Source organism: Clostridioides sp. ES-S-0190-01 (assembly GCF_020658275.1).
Taxonomy (GTDB): Bacteria; Bacillota; Clostridia; order Peptostreptococcales; family Peptostreptococcaceae; genus Clostridioides.
Map to the genome: position 1 here is coordinate 284,193 of NZ_JACVWA010000027.1, position 20,418 is coordinate 304,610.

The 20,418-nt window shown below is 28.0% G+C and carries 14 protein-coding genes and 1 other annotated feature; of the genes, 12 read left to right on the forward strand and 2 right to left on the reverse strand.

Annotated elements, in window-relative coordinates; translation table 11 throughout:
- Window positions 1-275 precede the first annotated feature (275 nt).
- Window positions 276-2,915 carry a cation-translocating P-type ATPase gene (locus IC214_RS11325; protein WP_227432531.1) on the forward strand — a complete coding sequence of 880 codons (2,640 nt, stop codon included), beginning with the start codon at window positions 276-278 and terminating at the stop codon, window positions 2,913-2,915.
- Window positions 2,916-2,977: 62 nt separating this feature from the next.
- Here the strand turns inward: IC214_RS11325 and IC214_RS11330 are convergent, their stop codons facing one another.
- Window positions 2,978-4,081, reverse strand: coding sequence for a pyridoxal phosphate-dependent aminotransferase (locus IC214_RS11330; protein ID WP_227866669.1), 1,104 nt, complete (start codon window positions 4,079-4,081; stop codon window positions 2,978-2,980).
- A gap of 360 nt (window positions 4,082-4,441) precedes the next feature.
- Here IC214_RS11330 and IC214_RS11335 point away from each other — a divergent pair, with 360 nt between their 5' ends.
- The 6 genes from IC214_RS11335 to panC all read left to right on the forward strand — a co-directional run bounded on the left by IC214_RS11335 (window position 4,442) and on the right by panC (window position 10,602).
- The gene (locus tag IC214_RS11335) at window positions 4,442-5,263 is read left to right on the forward strand and encodes a Cof-type HAD-IIB family hydrolase (RefSeq protein WP_227432533.1); all 822 of its coding nucleotides are present in this window, start codon (window positions 4,442-4,444) and stop codon (window positions 5,261-5,263) included.
- A gap of 78 nt (window positions 5,264-5,341) precedes the next feature.
- Window positions 5,342-5,552: a binding site (T-box leader), on the forward strand.
- Between the two features lie 87 nt (window positions 5,553-5,639).
- The gene (gene argH, locus IC214_RS11340; RefSeq protein WP_227432534.1) at window positions 5,640-6,956 is read left to right on the forward strand and encodes an argininosuccinate lyase; all 1,317 of its coding nucleotides are present in this window, start codon (window positions 5,640-5,642) and stop codon (window positions 6,954-6,956) included.
- A gap of 281 nt (window positions 6,957-7,237) precedes the next feature.
- Window positions 7,238-7,576: a DUF2325 domain-containing protein gene (locus IC214_RS11345; RefSeq protein WP_021385441.1), complete on the forward strand. Its 339-nt coding sequence runs from the start codon at window positions 7,238-7,240 to the stop codon at window positions 7,574-7,576.
- 418 nt (window positions 7,577-7,994) lie between these two features.
- Window positions 7,995-8,933, forward strand: coding sequence for a DUF2520 domain-containing protein (locus IC214_RS11350; protein ID WP_227482912.1), 939 nt, complete (start codon window positions 7,995-7,997; stop codon window positions 8,931-8,933).
- Window positions 8,908-9,735 carry a 3-methyl-2-oxobutanoate hydroxymethyltransferase gene (gene panB / locus IC214_RS11355; protein ID WP_227432535.1) on the forward strand — a complete coding sequence of 276 codons (828 nt, stop codon included), beginning with the start codon at window positions 8,908-8,910 and terminating at the stop codon, window positions 9,733-9,735. Before IC214_RS11350 ends, panB begins: the two co-directional genes overlap by 26 nt.
- Window positions 9,736-9,753: 18 nt before the next feature.
- Complete coding sequence (panC, locus tag IC214_RS11360) at window positions 9,754-10,602, forward strand: pantoate--beta-alanine ligase (RefSeq protein ID WP_227482862.1); 849 nt, start codon at window positions 9,754-9,756, stop codon at window positions 10,600-10,602.
- A gap of 251 nt (window positions 10,603-10,853) precedes the next feature.
- On the opposite strand, the gene IC214_RS11365 is transcribed toward panC, so the two are convergent.
- Window positions 10,854-12,143 carry a D-alanyl-D-alanine carboxypeptidase family protein gene (locus IC214_RS11365; protein ID WP_227432537.1) on the reverse strand — a complete coding sequence of 430 codons (1,290 nt, stop codon included), beginning with the start codon at window positions 12,141-12,143 and terminating at the stop codon, window positions 10,854-10,856.
- Window positions 12,144-12,222: 79 nt separating this feature from the next.
- On the opposite strand from IC214_RS11365, the gene IC214_RS11370 reads away from it, so the two are divergent.
- The 5 genes from IC214_RS11370 (at window position 12,223) to IC214_RS11390 (ending at window position 20,302) form a co-directional block, all read left to right on the forward strand.
- Window positions 12,223-12,927: a DUF655 domain-containing protein gene (locus IC214_RS11370; RefSeq protein WP_227432538.1), complete on the forward strand. Its 705-nt coding sequence runs from the start codon at window positions 12,223-12,225 to the stop codon at window positions 12,925-12,927.
- Window positions 12,928-13,019: 92 nt separating this feature from the next.
- Window positions 13,020-14,066: a selenide, water dikinase SelD gene (gene selD / locus IC214_RS11375; protein ID WP_227432539.1), complete on the forward strand. Its 1,047-nt coding sequence runs from the start codon at window positions 13,020-13,022 to the stop codon at window positions 14,064-14,066.
- A 54-nt stretch (window positions 14,067-14,120) separates the two neighbouring features.
- Window positions 14,121-15,500, forward strand: coding sequence for an L-seryl-tRNA(Sec) selenium transferase (selA, locus tag IC214_RS11380; protein ID WP_227866699.1), 1,380 nt, complete (start codon window positions 14,121-14,123; stop codon window positions 15,498-15,500).
- Window positions 15,501-15,574: 74 nt separating this feature from the next.
- Window positions 15,575-17,458: a selenocysteine-specific translation elongation factor gene (selB, locus tag IC214_RS11385; protein ID WP_227432540.1), complete on the forward strand. Its 1,884-nt coding sequence runs from the start codon at window positions 15,575-15,577 to the stop codon at window positions 17,456-17,458.
- Between the two features lie 105 nt (window positions 17,459-17,563).
- Complete coding sequence (locus IC214_RS11390) at window positions 17,564-20,302, forward strand: PAS domain-containing sensor histidine kinase (RefSeq protein ID WP_227866670.1); 2,739 nt, start codon at window positions 17,564-17,566, stop codon at window positions 20,300-20,302.
- Window positions 20,303-20,418 lie beyond the last annotated feature (116 nt).

Genomic DNA, 20,418 nt, shown 5'->3' on the forward strand with positions numbered 1-20,418 from the left:
ATTATGTAAGGTGTTATAATGTAAATACAATTAAAGATAACTACTCGAAGGGGAGTAGCTTACACGAAAGTGGTAATTAATCGTCAGGACAGTAGAGATACTCGGTTAATTAACAAGGAATTCCTTGATAGCAAGACCTTCAAAATAAGCATTAAGTATGTTTGTTTTGGGGTCTTTTTTTATTCAAGGAATTTTTTATTTAAAAAATTTAAAATTTCAAGTATACATAAGAGTCCCCAAACATAAAATAAATTTATTAAAGAGGAGGGCAACAAATGTCTTACAAAAGTACTTATCAAGAAATAATTAAAAATTTAGACTCAAGCTTAAATGGTTTGAGCAAGGAAAGAGCAGAAGAGCTATTAGAAAAAAATGGAACTAATGAATTAAAGGAAGCAGATAAGGTTCCTACGTATAAGCTTTTCTTAGAAAGTTTTAAAGACCCACTGGTAATAATTCTATTGATAGCTGCTTTAGTACAAATATTTTTAGGTGAAACTGTAGAGTCAATAATAATTTTTGCAGTTATTATTATCAACTCTGTTTTAGGAGTTGTACAAACAAAAAAAGCAGAAAGTTCATTAGAAAGTTTGAAAAATTTATCTGCACCAAATGCAAAGGTAATAAGAGATAATAAGAAAATGACAATTCCAGCAAAAAATTTAGTAGTTGGAGATATTGTATTTTTAGAAGCTGGTGATTACATACCAGCAGATGGAAGACTTATAGAAGCACAATCATTAAAGGTTGTAGAAGGGATGTTAACTGGTGAATCAGAACCAGTTCTAAAACATACAGAAAAAATAAGCGAAGATGTAAGTTTAGGTGACCAAAAAAACATGGTATTTAGTGGTGCTGTAGTCGTTTATGGTAGAGGTTCATTTGTAGTAACTGGAACAGGTATGAATACTGAAATGGGTAAAATAGCTGGTCTTTTAGAAACTGCGGAAAATAAGTTGACACCATTACAACAAAAAATAGAAGCTTTTAGTAAAAAGCTTGGTGTAGGTATTGTAGTACTTGCACTCTTAATATTTATAATTCAGGTAGCAAGAAATTATATGATGGCTGGAAATGGAGAAATGACACAAATTATTCTCGATTCATTCATGTTTTCTGTAGCAGTAGCAGTAGCAGCAATACCAGAAGCTTTATCATCAATAGTTACTATAGTGCTGGCTGTTGGAACAAACAGTATGGCAAAGAAACAAGCTATAATAAGAAAATTACCAGCTGTCGAGACTTTAGGTTCAACAAGTGTCATATGTACTGATAAAACAGGTACTCTTACACAAAATAAAATGACAGTTGTGGACTGTTATATGTATGGAACTAACAATGATGAGCTTAATAAAGAAAATATAAATTATTCTTATCATGCTAAATTGTTGACTATGGTTTCTACATTATGTAATGATTCTCATATAACTAGTGATGGAAAAGAAGTAGGTGACCCAACAGAAGTTGCACTAATAAATTATTCAAGCAAAAATGATTTAGATTATGATAGATTAAGAAGTAAATATATTAGAATAAATGAAATACCATTTGATTCAGATAGAAAGCTTATGTCTACAGTAAATAGTATATATGGAGATTATATAATGTTTACAAAAGGTGCTCCAGATATTGTATTTAGCAGATGTAAATATGCTTTAAAAAATGGCTCAAAAGTAGACATAACAGATGAGATAATAGAAGAATACAAGAATAAAAATGAAGAGTTTTCAAATAGAGCACTTAGAGTATTAGCATTTGCAATAAAAGATGTTCCAGAAGAAGGTTTTACACCTTCAATTGATGACGAACATGATATGATATTGGTTGGGATAATGGCAATGATAGACCCACCAAGAGAAGAAGTAATGGACGCAGTAAAAGAAGCAAAGAGCGCTGGCATAAAAACAGTTATGATAACTGGAGATCACAAAACAACCGCAGCAGCAATTGCAAAAGAAATAGGTATAATGGAAGATGGAGATTTAGCACTTACTGGAAAAGAGTTGGATGCATTAAGTGAAGAAGAATTAAATAAAAAATTAGAAGATATAAGTGTATATGCCAGAGTTTCACCAGAAAACAAAATTCGTATAGTAAAAGCATGGCAACATAAGAATAACATAACTGCTATGACTGGTGATGGTGTCAATGATGCACCAGCTTTAAAACAAGCAGATATAGGTATAGGTATGGGAAGTGGTACTGATGTAGCAAAAGATGCTTCTGCTATGGTCTTAGTTGATGATAACTTTGCAAGTATAGTAAATGCTGTTGAAGTTGGTAGAACAGTATATAGCAATATAATAAAAGCAATAACTTATTTATTTGCAGGAAACTTGGGTGCTATAGTGGCTATCTTGTTTGCAGTATTTGCAGGATGGTCGAACCCATTTACAGCTTTACAACTTTTATTTATAAACCTAGTAAACGACTCTTTGCCAGCAATAGCATTAGGATTTGAAAAATCAGAAAAAAATATAATGAATAAACCTCCTAGACATCCAGATGAAAGTATATTAGCAGGAGGAACATTAAAAGCAGTGGCTATAAGAGGTTGTATAATTGGTATAGTTACAATAATTGCACAATATATAGGATTACAAGTGTCACCAGAACTTGGTGTAGCGATGGCGTTTTCAACTTTAATATTAGCGAGAATAATGCAAACATTGCCTGCACGTTCTAATAATCAGACAATAGTAAAACTAGGCTTTTTTAGTAATAAATATGTTATAGGAGCAGTTTTAATATGTTTTGGACTTTACTCTTTAACATTAATGCCAGTTTTGAGAGGGATATTCTCTATACCAACAGTATTTGGTTTATATGAATTAGGAATTTGTTTAGGTTTAGCATTACTTTCATCAATATTGATGGAACTTAATAAATTAATGAATAGAAATATTGTAGAATAATTAAAAATACTAAACTAAAGGGACATATTGATTTTATCAATATGTCCCTTATATAGTTAGATTTATTCTAGATTATCGATTATTTGGAATGCTTTTATAACCTCAGGAAGTTCTTTTTCTTCAGGCATTCTAAATCTTATAAAGTTTTTATCAAGTCCAGTAAAATCGCTACCAGATATAACTCTTATTTTTAATTTTGCAAATTCTTGTTGTAAATTTATATCTTTATTTTTATGTTCAACTGTCATTATAGATACAGTATCACTAGTCTCAGCTATGTTAAGGTTTTTCCATGGAATCAATAGTTGATTTTTTATAGCTTTTGTTTTTTCTTTTAATTCTTCTATAAATTGAACATCATCTAATAAATTAGCTGCAATACTACGAGAGATTTCAGATACTTCGTAAGGAGTAGAAATCTTTTTAATAGGATTAACAAGTTGTTCAGGAAGGACTGCATATCCTGCTCTTAGTCCAGCCAAACCAAAACCTTTTGAGAATGTTTTTAGAACAATTACATTATCATAATCATTTAAAAGTTTTACAGCTGAATTTTCTTTTGGCATATATTCACCATAAGCCTCATCTATCATAACAGCTATATCATATTTTGCTGCCTCTTTTACTATATTTTCAATTGATGATAGAGGTATAATTTGTCCAGTAGGATTATTTGGGTTATCTATGTAAATTAATTTATATTCTGAATTTATTTTTTCAATAAATTCCTTTTCATTAAACTTGAAATTATTTTCTTTCTTTAAAAGAACATAGTCATAAGTAACACCATGCATTTTTATATCTGTTTCATATTCTGAAAATTGAGGTGAATATCCTAAAACCTTATCTCCTTTTTCAATAAATAATCTATTTAAAAGATAAATAACATGTATAGAACCATCAGCTAGACAAATTCTATCAGTAGTTAGTGCTGTAAAGTCTTTCCAATAATCAACTATATTGTTTTTTAGACTAATTGAATGAGGGTATCCTCTTATCATATCAAATTCTAAAGCATTAAAAGCTTCTACAGCTTTATTTGAGAAAGATACTGTATTTATACCTTCGCCACAATCTATCTCAAATACATCTTCGCAATGACCAGATTCTATGGCATAACTTTTTTTCAACTGCATTTCAATAGCTTTGTTAATTTTTAATTTCATAGCTTATCACTCCTTATTTAGTCAATAATAAATGTTAAAAAAGTTGCTAGATTTAAAATATTGTGAAAATACATAATAGTAAAAAACAAATATAAATATTATAATAGCTCACTTTATTTAATATGATTATATATCATATATTGTAAAATTTCTAGCATTATAAGACTATAAATTGAAAATATTCAGAAAAATACTACAAGAAACGATTTATTTTGCCTTGATATGGAAGTATAGGAATGTTATTAATTTTATAAATTGGAATAGTTTAAGTGTAAAGTTATGATATAATTTAATAAGGGTAATTCTTTAAATTAGATTAAGGAAATATAAGTATACAATAAAATGTTATGGAGTTGGATGATGGGATATAAATTGATTGTAACAGATATGGATGGAACTTTATTAGGAAATAACCATAAAGTTACTGATGAAAATAAAATTGCACTGCAAAAAGTTATTAAAAGTGGTATTAATGTAACTTTAGCAACAGGAAGAACTTTCGATTCAGCTAAATGCAATGTAGATTTTCTTAAAGAAGATATGCCAATAATAGCTTGTAATGGCTCATTGATAAGGGAGCAAAATGGAAATATAATATATTCAAATAAAATTGATACAAAAACATGTCTAGATATTTTAGATGTGTTAGACAAATATAATATTTACTATCAATGTAATAGTATAGATTCCATGCTTTCAAAAAAAATAGAAGGGCGTGAAGATAGAATAAGTGTGTTTTTGGGCTCTGAAACAGAAGTAATTATAAGGGATGATTTAAGAGAAGAGATTTCTAAAAATGACATATTAAAGTTTGTAATAATAGAAGAAAAAAATCCAGCTATTTTAGACGAAATAAGAAAAGAATTAAAAAAAGTTCAAGGCATAAAAATAACTTCTTCTTGGCCAAATAATATTGAAGTTATGAATACTGGTGTTGATAAAGGCAATGCGGTTAAAATTTTAGCTGAAAAAATGAATATAGATAGAGAAGATATAATTGCATTTGGAGATAATTACAATGATATAGAAATGATACAATTTGCTGGTCTTGGTGTAGCTATGGGAAATGCAGAAGAATTGATTAAACAAGAGGCTGATTATGTGACAGATAGCAATCAAGAGAGTGGAGTTGCAAAAGCAATTTATAAGTTTTTTGAGTTAAAAGAGTCACTTAGTTCTTAAAAAAGGCATTTAAAGGAAAAAATAGGTTGACTATTTTATAGATAGTAATTATAATACAAATAGGTAAAATATAAAAATTTAGATTCAGTGAAGAAGAGAGTAGATATAAAGCAGGTCTCAGCGAGTTAGGGATGGTGTAAGCCTAATGATAATACTTTATATTGAATAGAGCTTTGGAGAATATTACTTGAAATTCAGTATGGTAATAGGTAATCTCGCCTTAAGAGAATAGAGTGGGTAAACATAGTTTATCAACTAGAGTGGTAACACGGAATATTTCGTCTCTTGGTCTTTTTGACCAAGAGATTTTTTATTTTTAGCTAAAGTAAAAATATTATAATTAAAATATAAAAAATTAAAATATGAGGTGAAAAATATGAAATTATGGGGTGGACGCTTTAGAAAAGCTGAAAATCAACTTATGGAAGAATTTAATAAATCTTTTGGGTATGACTGTATACTATACAAAAAAGATATCGAAGGAAGTATAGCACATGTCTATATGCAAGTAAAATGTGGGCTTTTAACAGATGAAGAGGGAAAAGCTATAACAGAAGGTCTAAATGGAATACTTGAAGATATTGAAAATGGAAAATTGGCATTAGATGGAGATTATGAAGATATACATAGTTTTACTGAGATAAACTTGATTCAAAGAATAGGTGATGTTGGGAAGAAACTTCATACAGCTCGTAGTAGAAATGACCAAGTTGCAGTTGATATGAGATTATATGCCAAAGAAAAGGCAAGTGATTTAGTGGGGTTAATATCTGGATTTAAAGAAACTATAAAAGATGTTGCTGATAAAAATTCAGTAATGATGCCAGGATATACTCATCTTCAAAGAGCGCAAGTGGTAACTTTTAAACATCATTTGATGGCATATTATAGTATGTTTGATAGAGATGAGAAAAGAATAAAAAATGCTATAGAAATATTAGATGAATCACCTTTAGGTTGTGGAGCTTTGGCAGGAACTACACATGATATAGATAGAAATATAACTTGTGAGCAATTAGGATTTAAAAAAGTTGTAGATAATTTTATGGATGGTGTAAGTGATAGAGACTATTTATTAGAACTAATGAGTGATTTTTCAATTATAATGATGCATTTAAGTAGACTTAGTGAAGAATTGATACTTTGGAGTTCTCAAGAATTTGGGTTTGTTGAAATAGATGATTTATATACTACTGGAAGTAGTATAATGCCTCAAAAGAAAAATCCTGATGGTGCAGAACTTATAAGAGGTAAGACTGGTAGAGTATATGGAAATTTATTTGGTCTTTTTACAGTGATGAAAGGTATACCACTAGCTTACAATAAAGATATGCAAGAAGATAAGGAAGGCTTCTTTGATAGTGTACACACTCTTGAAATGTGTATACAAATAATGGAGAGAATGATAGCTACATTAAAGGTAAATGAAGATAAAATGAAACAAGCAGTTAAAAATGGGTTTTTAAATGCTACAGAAGTTGCTGACTATCTAGTTAAAAATAATGTTGCCTTTAGAGATGCACATGGAATTGTTGGAAGTATTGTAATATATTGTGAAGATAATAAAAAAGCAATAGAAGATTTGACACTAGAAGAATTACATAAGTTTTCAGATGAATTTAAGGAAGATATTTATGACTTTATTAACTATGAAAGTATATTAAACAAAGGAATAAAAAAGAATTTAAAATAATATAGGATATTAAGTTTTAAAAGCTGTGAATTTTAATGAGTGGTATCATTAAAACTTACAGCTTTTTATTATATAAAACATTATTTATAATGCAATATCAATAACTTTTAGAGCCAATAAATTTAAATTTATTAACACTAAAAAGTTACTAAAAATAAAACCTTCTATTATTAAAATGATAATTAATATCAATAAGTATTGACAAAATTATTTTTAGATATTATTATATATAGTATAAATAATAATGAAAATCAATATCAAATAAGGCGGGAGGCAGTCTAATGAACTTATTAGTGATTGGTGGCCATGAAAGAATGGAAAAAGATTATATGGTTATGGCCAAGAAAAAAGGTTATAAAACAAAAGTATATACTACTATGTCATCTAAATTAAATAACTCTATAGGAAAACCTGATGCTGTTGTTATACTTACATCAACAGTTTCACATAAGATGTCTAGAACAGTTGAGTCTCAGGCTAAAAAACAGGATATACTAATTGTAAGACATAAAAATAGTAGTAAGGTAGCATTTAATGAATGTCTAGATATGGTTGATGAATGTCTAGGAAACTGTTCAAAATGTAAACTTAACGATAAGCAAAAACAGAAAAATACATAAATATATAATTTAATAAGTTTGAGAATACATATTCAATATGTGTTGAGTGTGTGAAATAAAGTGTGCATTCTTCCAAAAAGTTGTGATAGTAAAGATATCACAATATACAAGGAAGGAGCACATTTTTATTTTTTAACAAAAATAAAATGTTAAAGAGATTATTGAAAAATATTATTTTAATTATTTTTAAGTTAAGTGCATTTTTAGTAAAATAAGAAAACATAAATAAAAACATATTAACTTAATTTTTGTAGAATTAATTGTCAATTTTTTATTTAAATGGTAGAATATTCATGGATGGTATCTTGTTATAAGAACTATACTTTAAATGTTTTTAATTATTTTGTCTTATATAACTCATATCTTCATGAATGAGATTGGAAATTAAGATGTTGTATCACAAGTTGGAGGTGATACTATTAAAATAGGATTTATTGGTTCTGGAAAAGTTGGGACATCTTTAGCAAATTATTTTTTGTCAAAAGATTATTGTGTAACGGGCTTTTATGGAAGAAATCAATTATCTTTATTAGAATCAACAGATTTAACAAAAACAAAGATTTATAGTAATTTGAAAGACATTATTTATGAAAATGATATATTATTTATTACAACATCAGATGATTCTATTGAAATCATAGACAAAAAACTTTCCAAATTTAATTTAAAACATAAATACATTTGCCACACAAGTGGTTCTTTAAAATCTAGTATATTGTTCTGTTCAAAAAAAGCAGGTGCATTAATTTATTCTGTCCATCCTATATTTGCATTTTCCAATAAAAATACTGATATTAAAAAAATGAAAGACATTTGTTTTTCCATAGAAGGTGATAATGAAAAAGATGATTTATTTATTCAAAATTTTATAAATAGCTTAGGAAATCGATTTTTCATAAGAGATAAAAATACTTCATCCACTTATCATGTGGCCAATGTTTTAGTTTCAAATTTAGTGTTATCTTTACTATATGTAGGAGTAAGTTACTTTATTAAATTGGGTCTATCTGAAGAAGAAGCTTTAAAAGCTATAAATCCTTTGGTCAAAATAAATATAGAAAATATACTTGATAATGGATTTACTAAATCCCTTACTGGACCTGTTGTTCGTGGTGATATAACACCAATAAAAAAACATTTATCAGCATTAGATAAAAAAGATGAAGATATTTACAAAATACTCTCCTTAAATCTACTAAAAATAATAGCCTTGGAAAATGAAGATTCATTAAAATGTACAAAAAATATTTCTATAGAAAATGCAGTCGAAGATTTAATGAGTAAATCTGAAAAATATAAAGAGATTTACAAAATTTTAGGAGGAAAAAACAATGAAAAATACTATACTGACTTTTAAAAATGCTAAAAGTGATGGAAGGAAGCTATCTATGCTTACTGCTTATGATTACTCAATAGCAAAAATAATGGATGAATGTAATATAAATGGTATTTTAATAGGAGATTCATTAGGAATGGTCGTAAAAGGTGAAGAAAACACTCTATCTGTTACTATAGATGAAATTATATATCATACAAAAGCTGTAAAAAATGGTGCCAAAAATGCCTTAATTGTAAGTGATATGCCATTTCTATCTTACCATGTTTCTACAGAAGAGGCTGTTAAAAATGCTGGCAGACTTGTAAAAGAAGGTGGGGCACATGCTGTAAAATTAGAAGGTGGCTCAAACGTTATAGAACAAATAAAAAACATTGTAAATGCTCAAATACCTGTAATGGGCCATTTAGGACTAACACCTCAATCTGTAAATTCATTTGGTGGATTTAAGGTTCAAGGAAATACTAGTGAAACAGCAAAACAACTTATTGAAGATGCTAAATTAATAGAAAAAGCAGGAGCATTTTCTATTGTCCTTGAAGGAGTTCCTGCTAAAATAGCTGAGAAGGTGACTAATTCTATTTCAATTCCCACAATAGGGATAGGAGCAGGAATTAATTGTGATGGTCAAATTTTAGTTTATCAAGATATGTTGGGGATGTTTGGAGATTTTGTACCTAAATTTGTAAAGCAATACGCAAATATAGGAGATATAATGAAAGATTCAATTAAAAATTACATACTAGAAGTTGAAACTGGCGTATTTCCACAAGAAAAACATAGCTTTTCAATAAATGAATCTGAATTAGAAAAATTATACTAAGATTAAGGATGGTACAAAATGCTTGTAAAAGAAATAAAATCACTAAGAAATATAATTAAAGATTGGAAAAAAACTGGCTATTCTATAGGACTTGTTCCTACTATGGGATTTTTACATGAAGGACATCAAAGCCTTATTAAAAAAGCTGTAAAAGAAAATGATAAGGTAGTAGTAAGTGTATTTGTAAATCCAACTCAGTTTGGACCAAATGAAGATTTTAACAGTTATCCGAGAGATATAGAAAAAGATTTTAAATACTGTATAGATAGTGGTGCATCAGTAGTCTTTAACCCATCATCAGAAGAAATGTATTTGAAAGGCAATTGTACTACCATAGATGTGTCTGGACTTACAGATTTTCTTTGTGGTTCTAAAAGGCCTGTTCATTTTGGTGGTGTATGCCTAGTTGTTTCAAAACTTCTGAATATAGTAACTCCTGATAAAGCTTATTTTGGAGAGAAAGATGCTCAACAATTAGCAGTAATTAAAAGGATGGTCAAAGATTTGAATATAGACACAAAAATAATAGGATGCCCTATAATTCGTGAAAAAGATGGTTTAGCAAAAAGCTCAAGAAATACATATCTTTCAAAAGAAGAAAGAAAAACTGCTTTAGTTTTAAATGAAAGCCTAAGCTTGGCAAAAGAAGAACTGGCAAAAGGAAATCTAGATGTAAAAAAAATAAAAGAATTAATAACATCTAAAATAAATTCTGAAGATTCAACAAAAATAGATTATGTTGAAATTGTAGATAGTGAGACATTACAACCTGTTGAACATATAGAAAATTCTGTACTTGTAGCAAGTGCTGTTTTCATAGGAAAAACTAGATTAATTGATAACTTTACATTTCAATTTGATATATAGGTTGTTGTTTTATACAGTATAGATAATTAAAAAAATGATATTTTATAAAAAGAAAAATTTAAAAATTAGATTTGCTTAAGATTATGATTAATTGTAATTATATGGGAGGTCTCAAAATAAAAATTTGGGTATCTCCTTTTTTGTATAAAAAAGAAAAGGGATTCCTAAGAACTCCTTTTCTATGTGATAATTGTTCTTTAAAAAAACATTATAATTATAGCAGATAAGGGTGTTATAAATAAGTGGTATTGCTATTTTCTCATATTTCTTTTTCCTCTAGACTTTCTTTTATTATTCTTTTTAATATTTGAAGCTATTATAAATATAACTAGAAGTACTAAAATAGCCATAATAATTTTAATAGAAAGCATCAAAGTTTTATTTTCAGTTATAAATGGAAGACTACTATCAAGGTTATTTTTTGCAACTAAATCTATACTCTTTTCTAGCTTACCACTATTATATATATTTAAAGTACCAACCTTAGTACCTTTTTTTACAGGTAAATCAATTTTATCTAGTTCAGTTTTAGTATTGTAGTCACCTTGAGACTCATTTTGTCCTAAAGTTATCTTATAACTATATTTTGGTTCATAAATTAATTCATGTTGTTTTGTAAATAATACTTTTTTAGTATCAGTATATTTTTCTTTATCAACAATAGTAGCGCATTTAAAGTTATCAAATCCATAATCAATTAAGATGCGTGAATCTAAATATAAATCGTAATTAGTTGAATTAAATACAGCAGCAATGACTCTTCTTCCATCTTTTACTGCACTAGATAAAAGACATTTACCAGCAGCATCAGTATATCCTGTTTTTATACCATCAACTATATCGTATTTTATATCTATAGATTGACCTTTATATGTAATCTTATCATGTGATGTTAAAAATTTATTAGTATTTACAAAATATCTTTCATAAGGGTATGCTTTTGTAGCATCAAACTTAAGTGACTTAGTTTTTACAATCTGTCTAAAAACATCATTATTCATAGCTTCTCTGGCCATAAGAGCCATATCATGAGCTGTAGTGTAATGATTTGGGTCTGGTAATCCATGAGGATTGTTAAAATGAGTGCCAGTAGCTCCAATATCTTTTGCCTCAGAATTCATAAGGTCAACAAATTTTTGTACATCTCCTTCACCAACATATCTAGCTAATACAAAGGCAGCATCATTAGAAGAATGAATCAAAAGAGCGTTTAATAATTGTCTTACAGTGAAAGCTTCGCCTTCTTTCAAGTACATACTAGAACCCTCTATCTGAGGTAGGTTTTTAATTTCTATTACTTGATTTAAATTCTTAACCTTTTTCAGAACTAAACAAGCTGTCCATGCCTTAGTTGTTGAAGCTGGATAAAGCTTAGAATCTCCAGATTTATTATACAATATTTTTCCAGTTTCATAGTCCATTAAAACGGCATGTTTGGCAACTATAGCTGGTTCATCATCTGCAAAAGATATATTAGAACTTCCTAAAAATGAAGCAAATATCAAGAAACAGATTAATAAAAGTGATAAATTTCTTTTCATTGTGAGCCTCCAAAATTTAAATTCATCTTTTAGTATAGCATATTTTTGTCAATAATTAAAATGAAGGAGTGATTAATATATGAAAAAAAAGGTAAAAATTATTTTGTTTTCTATGGTATGTTTTTTAACATTGTCAGCAATAATCATTAATCGGTTAGATGTCTTCAAAGAAGATATTTATGTTGTAAGTAAAAATAATTCACATAATAAAAAAACAGATAAGGTAGACAAAATAGTTAAAAATGAAGTAAATAAGCATAATAAATATGAGGGGAAAATAGATAAAAATATTCAAATTAATAAAATAACTATATACATAAGTGGAGCAGTGAATAGACCAGGGATTGTAACTATAGAATCAGATAAGAGACTTTATGATGCTGTAGAATTATTAGGTGGAACAACAAAAGAAGCTGATTTAAATGGAATTAATTTATCACTAAAGTTAGAAGATGAACAACATTACATAATACCTAAAATAGGAGAAACAATATCTGTTACAAGCAACAGCGATTCTAATAAGCCAAGTCTAGAAAATGAACCTAAAAATGAATCTGAAAGTAAAAATAATAAAAATCTATCTGATAAATCAAAAATAAATATAAACACAGCAAAATTAGAAGAACTGGATGCTTTACCTGGAGTTGGAGAAGCTACAGCTAATAAAATTTTACAACATAGAGAAGAAAATGGACAATTTGATTCAATTGAAGATATAAAAAATGTGAATGGGATAGGAGATAAAAAATACGAAAATCTAAAAGATTTAATTTGTATAGACTAAAAATATAATACAAAACTCACTTATAGATATGGTATTATAAATATGTATGTATATGTGTGTATATGCGGAAATTTAGTAAAGGAGGTACTTTTATGAAGAAGGAACAAAAAAAACTTACAGAGATGACAACAGCAGGTGGATGAGCAGCTAAAATAGGGCCAGAGGTTCTGGCATCAGTTTTATCTCAACTGCCTAAAAATGATAATATAGAAAATTTATTAGTAGGATTAGATACAGCAGATGATGCTGCTGTGTATAAGTTAAATGATGATATGGCACTTATTCAAACACTGGATTTCTTTACACCAATGGTAGATGACCCATTTGTATTTGGTCAAATTGCTGCATCAAATTCACTATCAGATGTATATGCTATGGGAGGAAAGCCTTTAGTTGCAATGAATATTGTTTGTTTTCCATCATGTCATGATATGGATGTACTTGCAGAAATATTAAAAGGTGGATTTGATAAAGTAAAAGAAAGTGGTGCACTATTAGTCGGAGGGCATACTGTAGATGACCAAGAACCTAAATATGGTCTTTCAGTTTCTGGAATTGTAAATCCAAATAAAGTTTTATCAAATGCTACTGCAAAGCCTGGCGACAAGTTAGTTATAACAAAGCCAATTGGTGTGGGTGTATTAAATACAGCCATGAAAGAAGGTATGGTAGAACAACATGTATGTGACAAAGTAGTAGAAATAATGATACATTTAAATAAATATGCAGCAATGAGTTTTGATAAAATTGATGTAAATTCAGTTACAGATATCACTGGATTTGGTTTACTTGGGCATGCTTTAGAAATGGCTAAAGCTTCTGAAGTGAGTATTGAAATTGATTCAAAGCATGTTCCAATTATCGAGGGTGCTGTAGAAATGGCAGAAATGGGAATCATACCTGCTGGGATGTATAAAAACATGCATTATGTATCAAAAGATGTAGAAATTGTAGGAGATGTAGAAGTTGCAGTTCAAGATATTTTATATGACCCACAAACTTCTGGAGGGTTATTGATTTCTGTAAAAGAAGAATTAGCAGAAGAACTTGTAAGAGATATGAAGTTAAATGGAGCAATAGAAGCAAAAATCATAGGTTCTGTAGTGAAAAAAGGGGAAAAATATATTAAAGTTTTATAAAATATTATATGTAGAGAAAGAGTGATTATTTTGAGCAAAAGAGAATTATTTGCAATGTTACCTTCAGTTGATGAAGTATTAAGTGATAATAGAATAGTAGAAATAATAGAGGAATATCCTAGAAGTTTAGTTTTAGAATCTGTAAGAGAAGTGATAGATTTTAAGAGACAATTTATTTTAAGATTAAAAGAGGATGCATCTAATTCTGTAACAATAGAATTTGATGAGATAATAGAATCTTCAATAGAGAGAGTTAAATTAAATTACTCATTATCATTAAAAAAAGTTATAAATGCAACTGGTACAGTTATTCATACAAATTTGGGGAGGTCTTTACTTAGTGAAGATATAAAAGATGAATTATGGTGTGCTGCTTCAAGATATTCAAACTTAGAATATGATTTGGATAATGGAGAAAGAGGCTCAAGATATTCTCATTTAACTAATACAATAAAAAGACTTACTGGTGCAGAAGATGTACTAGTTGTAAATAATAATGCAGCAGCAGTGCTTCTTGTACTTAGTACAATGGCAAAAGGAGGAGAAGCAATTGTATCACGTGGAGAGTTAGTGGAAGTAGGAGGTTCTTTCCGAATTCCAAGTATAATGGCTCTTAGTGGTGCAGAATTAGTGGAAATAGGCTCAACTAATAAGACACACTTAAAAGATTATAAAGAAGCTATTACAGAAGAAACTAATGTATTGATGAAAGTTCATACAAGTAACTATAGAATTATGGGATTTACAGAGAGTGTATCTATCGAAGAACTAGTTAGTTTGGGTAAAAAATATAAGTTACCTGTAATAGAAGACCTAGGAAGTGGAGTATTTATAGATTTATCAAAATATGGATTATCTTATGAACCAACTGTATTAGATTCTATAAGACAAGGTGCGGATGTAGTTACTTTTAGTGGAGATAAAATGCTTGGTGGGCCACAAGCAGGTATTATAGTTGGGAAAAAAGAGTATATAGAAAAAATGAAGAAAAATCAACTTACTAGAGCTCTTAGAGTCGATAAGCTTACAATATGTGCACTTGAAGCAACTTTAAGGATGTACCTAGATGAAACAAAGGCTGTAGAAAACATACCTACTTTAAAAATGTTGACATATAGCATTGGAGAATTAGAAGCAAAGGCAAATAAATTATTTGAAAAAATAACTGCCTTAAATCTAAATGCTAAGATAAACATAGAAGATGGATTCTCTCAGGTAGGAGGAGGGTCTATGCCTCTTGAAACAATAGCCACAAAGGTAATAACAATAACTCCTGAGCATATGAATGTATCATCTTTAGAAAAAAAATTAAGACTCAGTGAAGCTCATATAATAGCTAGAGTATATGATAATAAATATGTTTTAGATGTAAGAACTATATTTGATGATGAATTTGATGTAGTAGTTGAGGAATTAAGAAAAGCCTTTAATTAACTAAATTTGATATAGTAATACTATTAATTTTAATTGAAAATTAAAAGCATAGAAGCTTTGATAGGGGGCAAAAAATGAAAAACGTAGTAATTGGAACAGCAGGTCATATAGACCATGGAAAAACAACTCTTATAAAAGCATTGACTGGAAGAGAAACTGATACATTGGATGAAGAAAAAAAGAGAGGTATATCAATAAATTTAGGGTTTACTTATTTTGATTTACCAAACAATAGAAGGGCTGGTATCGTAGATGTACCAGGACATGAAAAATTTATAAAAAACATGCTAGCTGGAGCATCAGGACTTGATATAGTTTTACTTGTTGTAGCAGCAGATGAGGGTGTTATGCCACAGACAGTTGAGCATTTAGACATCTTAAGTTTTTTAAATATAAAAAATGGAATAGTAGTTTTGACTAAATCTGATACTGTAGACGAAGAATTTAGAGAACTAGTAAAAGAGGATGTTTGTGAAAAAATAAAAGGTACTTTTCTTGAAAGTGCAGAAATAATTGAAGTTGATTCTGTATCTAAAAAAGGAATAAATACTCTTATTGAAAAAATAGATAAGATGAGTGAGGCAATAGAAGATAAAAACGAAAATTCTCCAGCAAGACTTAATATAGATAGAGTATTTTCTATAAAGGGATTTGGTACTGTAATAACAGGTACATTAATAGAAGGAAAGATAAGTATAGAGGATGACTTGGTTATATATCCACAAGTATTAAAAACAAAGATAAGAAGTATACAAGTTCATGGGGAAAGTAAAGATACAGCTTATGCAGGACAAAGAACAGCAATCAACATATCAAATGTAAAGGTAGATGATATAAAAAGAGGAGATGTTTTGGCTGCTCCAAATTCATTAGAAGAATCAATGATGTTAGATGTGAAATTATCATTGGTAAATCATCTAGAAAAAGGGATAAAGCATTGGGATAGATTGAGATTGTATCATGGGACTAGAGAAATACTTTGTAGAGCAGTTCCACTAGATAAAGATTTAATTGAAAACGGAGAGAATGGATATGTTCAATTAAGACTTGAAGAAAGTATAGTATCTAAGAAGGGTGATACTTTTGTTGTCAGACGTTATTCTCCAATGGAAACTATAGGTGGAGGTGTGATAATTGACCCATCTCCTAAAAAGCATAAGAGATTTGATGAAAAAGTTATAGAGGGATTAAAAATAAAAGAAAAAGGTGAACTTAAAGATATAATAGAAGAATACTTAAAGAGAAATCTAAAAAATTATCCAAATCTAAAAGAAATAATGAGTTATAGTGGTGCTCATGAAGAGCATGTAAAAAAAGCTATTGAGATACTTATATCAGAAAATAAAGTATTGCTTATTGGAAACATGTACATGCATATAAATCAATACAATAAACTGAAGGAAAGTACAATAAATCTTTTAAGTGAGTACCATAAGAAGTATAGATTGAGAAAAGGTATGTTAAAAGAAGAAGTAAGGTCTAAGGTAGAAAGTAATTTTAAGACTAGAGAAATGGATATCTTATTAGAAAAATTATCTACAGAAAATATTATAAAAATAGAAAATAATATAATATCATTATTTGATTTTGAAGTTATCTTAAATGACAAACAAAGAGAAATAGCAAAAAAAATAGAAAAAAAGCTAAAATCATGTGGAGTTTCTTCAATATTGACAATAGATGAAGTTTCTGAAGGAAATCATAACTATGCTGAAGTATTAGAGTCAATGATAGGTAACAAGGTAGAAAAATTGGATGATTTGTATATAATGGATAAAGATATTTATGAAGATGCAAAGAATACTTTAATAAATTATATAAAAGAAAATAAGGAAATAACATTAGGAGAATACAGAGATTTGATAGATTCTAGTAGAAAAAACTGTATGATTATATTAGAAAACTTTGATAGAAACAAAATAACTAAAAGAGTAGAAAACAAAAGAATTTTGTTTTAGCGGAAAATGTCTGTTTTTGCTTTGAGGTATAAAGAAGGAATTATAATGTCGAGTATCGTATAAATTAATTAGTATAAAATATTAATTAAGAGGAAGTGTAAAGTATTGAAGAATATAATACCTGCTGTGAAACCAGATATAAAAGAAAGAGAAGACATGAGCCTTTTATTTATAATAATGGGCTCAGTGCTTTTGTTATTTATTATAAAAGATACAAATAAATATGAAATTTTACTGCATGCTGTATATGCTACATTCTTAATAGCTACAGGAATGATTATATTTAATACTACAAAATTTAAAGTAGATTCATTTTCTACATTTTTAGGATTAGTATTTGCAGCAACTGGAGTATTGGAGTGTATATATTTATTTAATTGTTTAGGTACTAGAGGAGAAGCTGTAATTGGAATTAACATTACAATATCAGCAATGACAGATTTATTTCCTATATTAGGTGTGTATTTAAGTTTTAAATTTGTTAAGGATAATAAACAAATTCATTCGAGCATAATTTTATTTGTAGTAACTGTAGTTTTAACAATATCATCTTTATTCATAATATCTGAAATTTGTAACTCTTTAGATAGAGGGACATTACACTATACTTTAGGGGTTGTTACATCTATATTTATGATAATTGTCTCTATTATGAGTGGAATTGAACTAAACTCAAGTTCAAACGCAAATAAATGGGAATATAGTGAGAAAAAGTTTTTTAATAGAATAATAATAATAACAATCTTATCAAGAGCTCCAAATTTACTACATATAGTAATTGGTAATATACATATAGAAGGTATGTTATCACAAATAACAATAAATGTAGCATTATATTATTTATATAATTATATAGTATCTAAGAATATTAAGAAAACAGCATTGGAATTACATGATACAAATGAAGAATTAACAATAAAAACGGAAAGTTTGAAAGAAAAAAATAAAAAATTAATATATGAAACAGAAAAAATAGAAGAACTTAAAGAAATACTTATAAAAAGAGAATTACGACTACAATCTACTTTAGATGTTGCTGTAAATAGTATAGTTGTGTTTAGTAAGGATGGAGAAATTACATATGCAAATAAAAGTTTTAGAAATATTTTTGGAGATTATAAAGAACAAGATAAATTAAGTTATAAAGTTAAAAATTTTAGTGATTTAATAGAAAGCATTAATTATGTATTTATCAATAAAAAAAATATAGAAAAATTTATTGATACAAGTGACAATAAGGTTTACCAAGCTATATTTGCTCCTTTAATTATAGCTACACAAATAGAAGGAGTCTTATGTGTATTAAAGGACAAAACTAAGAAAAAGGAATACGAACGAAAAGTTATTGAAGCAAATAAGAGAAGTGAAGACTTTTTGGAAAGTGTTGGAGATGGTATAGTAGTACTTGAAGGTAGTAATAAAATATATGTAAATAATGCATGTAGACAAATATTTAAAGAGACATTAGAAAACATCGATTTTTCCTCAATATGTAAAAGTGAAGAAAATATAGAAAAAAGGTATGTAATAGAGGGTGAAGTAAAATATGTAGAGATGAGTTTTTCTCATTATAATAATGAAGGAACTTATAAAACTATTATTGTAATACGTGATACAACTTCTCGAAAGATATCTCAAATAAAACTTGAAGAAAGTCAATCCTCTTATTCAAGATTTATAGATATACTACCTGATGGTATATGCTTGTTAAGAGAAGACTTAAGTGTAAATTATGCAAATAAATCATTTTTGGATATGCTATCTTTTACAAGTATAGATGATGTAAAAGATTCTAATATTAAGATATTAATGAATGCAAATACTGAAGAAAAAATGAAATTTACTGAAAATATGACTAAAGTTTTAAATGAAAATAAGAGTATACTTTTACTAGAATATGAATTAATAAATAATTATGATGATATAGTAGAAGTAGAATTAAGCGCCTTGCCTTTTTCGATATATAACACTAGATATATAATGCTTATTATAAAAGATTTAGCACATAAAAAATACTCTGAACAAGCTGAAAAAGAATTACTTGAAAGATTTAAAACAGATAAAATAAAAACTGAGTTTTTTGCAAATATGTCTCATGAGTTAAAAACACCATTAAATGTTATATCGAGTTCAAATCAATTGGTAGATTCTTTCTATAGAAGTGAAAAAATAAAAGACTATAATAATAATATTAAATCTCATGTTGATTTAGTTAGACAAAGTTCCTATAGACTTCAAAGATTGATAAATAATATTATAGATTTGACAAAGATGGAGTCAGGATTTTACACACTTAAACTTGCAAAATACAATATTGTATCTGTAATAGAAGATTTGTTTATGAATATAGAAGAGTATGCAAGCAGAAAAGATATAAGAATTCTATTTGATACAGAGCTTGAAGAAATCAATGTCTATGTAGACAAGGCTGAAATTGAGAGAATTATACTAAATCTATTATCAAACTGTATTAAATTTACTGATAATGGAGGATGGATATATGTAAACATCTACTATAAAATTGATAAAGTAATAATAAGTGTTAAAGACACTGGTGTTGGTATACCTCAAGATAAATTGGAGTTGATTTTTGAAGAGTTTTCACAAGTTGACAAGACTTTATCTAGAAATACTGAAGGAAGTGGAATAGGACTTGCTATAGTTAAGAACCTAGTAAGTCTTCATGGTGGAGATATAGAAGTAATAAGTGAAGTTAATAAGGGTACAGAATTTTTAATCTCACTGCCAATGAAAAGCTTTAGTAATGAGTATTATACAGAAGATAAGAGAATATACAATCTTCAAGAAAAAATAAAAATAGAATTTTCTGATATATATTATTAGAAAGTTATTAAATTGTAAAAGTAAAATAAAATATTCTATATTTAATAGAGTACATTATAAAAAGCTAGGCTATCATAAAAATAAGTTTTTATGATAGTCTAGCTTTTTTTGATGTT

What these genes read in the sequence shown, in the direction of transcription:
- IC214_RS11325 (WP_227432531.1), top strand. Translation starts at nt 276, where the DNA reads ATGTCTTACAAAAGTACTTATCAAGAAATAATTAAAAATTTAGACTCA.
- IC214_RS11330 (WP_227866669.1), bottom strand. Translation starts at nt 4,081, where the DNA reads ATGAAATTAAAAATTAACAAAGCTATTGAAATGCAGTTGAAAAAAAGT.
- IC214_RS11335 (WP_227432533.1), top strand. Translation starts at nt 4,442, where the DNA reads ATGGGATATAAATTGATTGTAACAGATATGGATGGAACTTTATTAGGA.
- argH (WP_227432534.1), top strand. Translation starts at nt 5,640, where the DNA reads ATGAAATTATGGGGTGGACGCTTTAGAAAAGCTGAAAATCAACTTATG.
- IC214_RS11345 (WP_021385441.1), top strand. Translation starts at nt 7,238, where the DNA reads ATGAACTTATTAGTGATTGGTGGCCATGAAAGAATGGAAAAAGATTAT.
- panB (WP_227432535.1), top strand. Translation starts at nt 8,908, where the DNA reads ATGAAAAATACTATACTGACTTTTAAAAATGCTAAAAGTGATGGAAGG.
- panC (WP_227482862.1), top strand. Translation starts at nt 9,754, where the DNA reads ATGCTTGTAAAAGAAATAAAATCACTAAGAAATATAATTAAAGATTGG.
- IC214_RS11365 (WP_227432537.1), bottom strand. Translation starts at nt 12,143, where the DNA reads ATGAAAAGAAATTTATCACTTTTATTAATCTGTTTCTTGATATTTGCT.
- IC214_RS11370 (WP_227432538.1), top strand. Translation starts at nt 12,223, where the DNA reads ATGAAAAAAAAGGTAAAAATTATTTTGTTTTCTATGGTATGTTTTTTA.
- selA (WP_227866699.1), top strand. Translation starts at nt 14,121, where the DNA reads ATGTTACCTTCAGTTGATGAAGTATTAAGTGATAATAGAATAGTAGAA.
- selB (WP_227432540.1), top strand. Translation starts at nt 15,575, where the DNA reads ATGAAAAACGTAGTAATTGGAACAGCAGGTCATATAGACCATGGAAAA.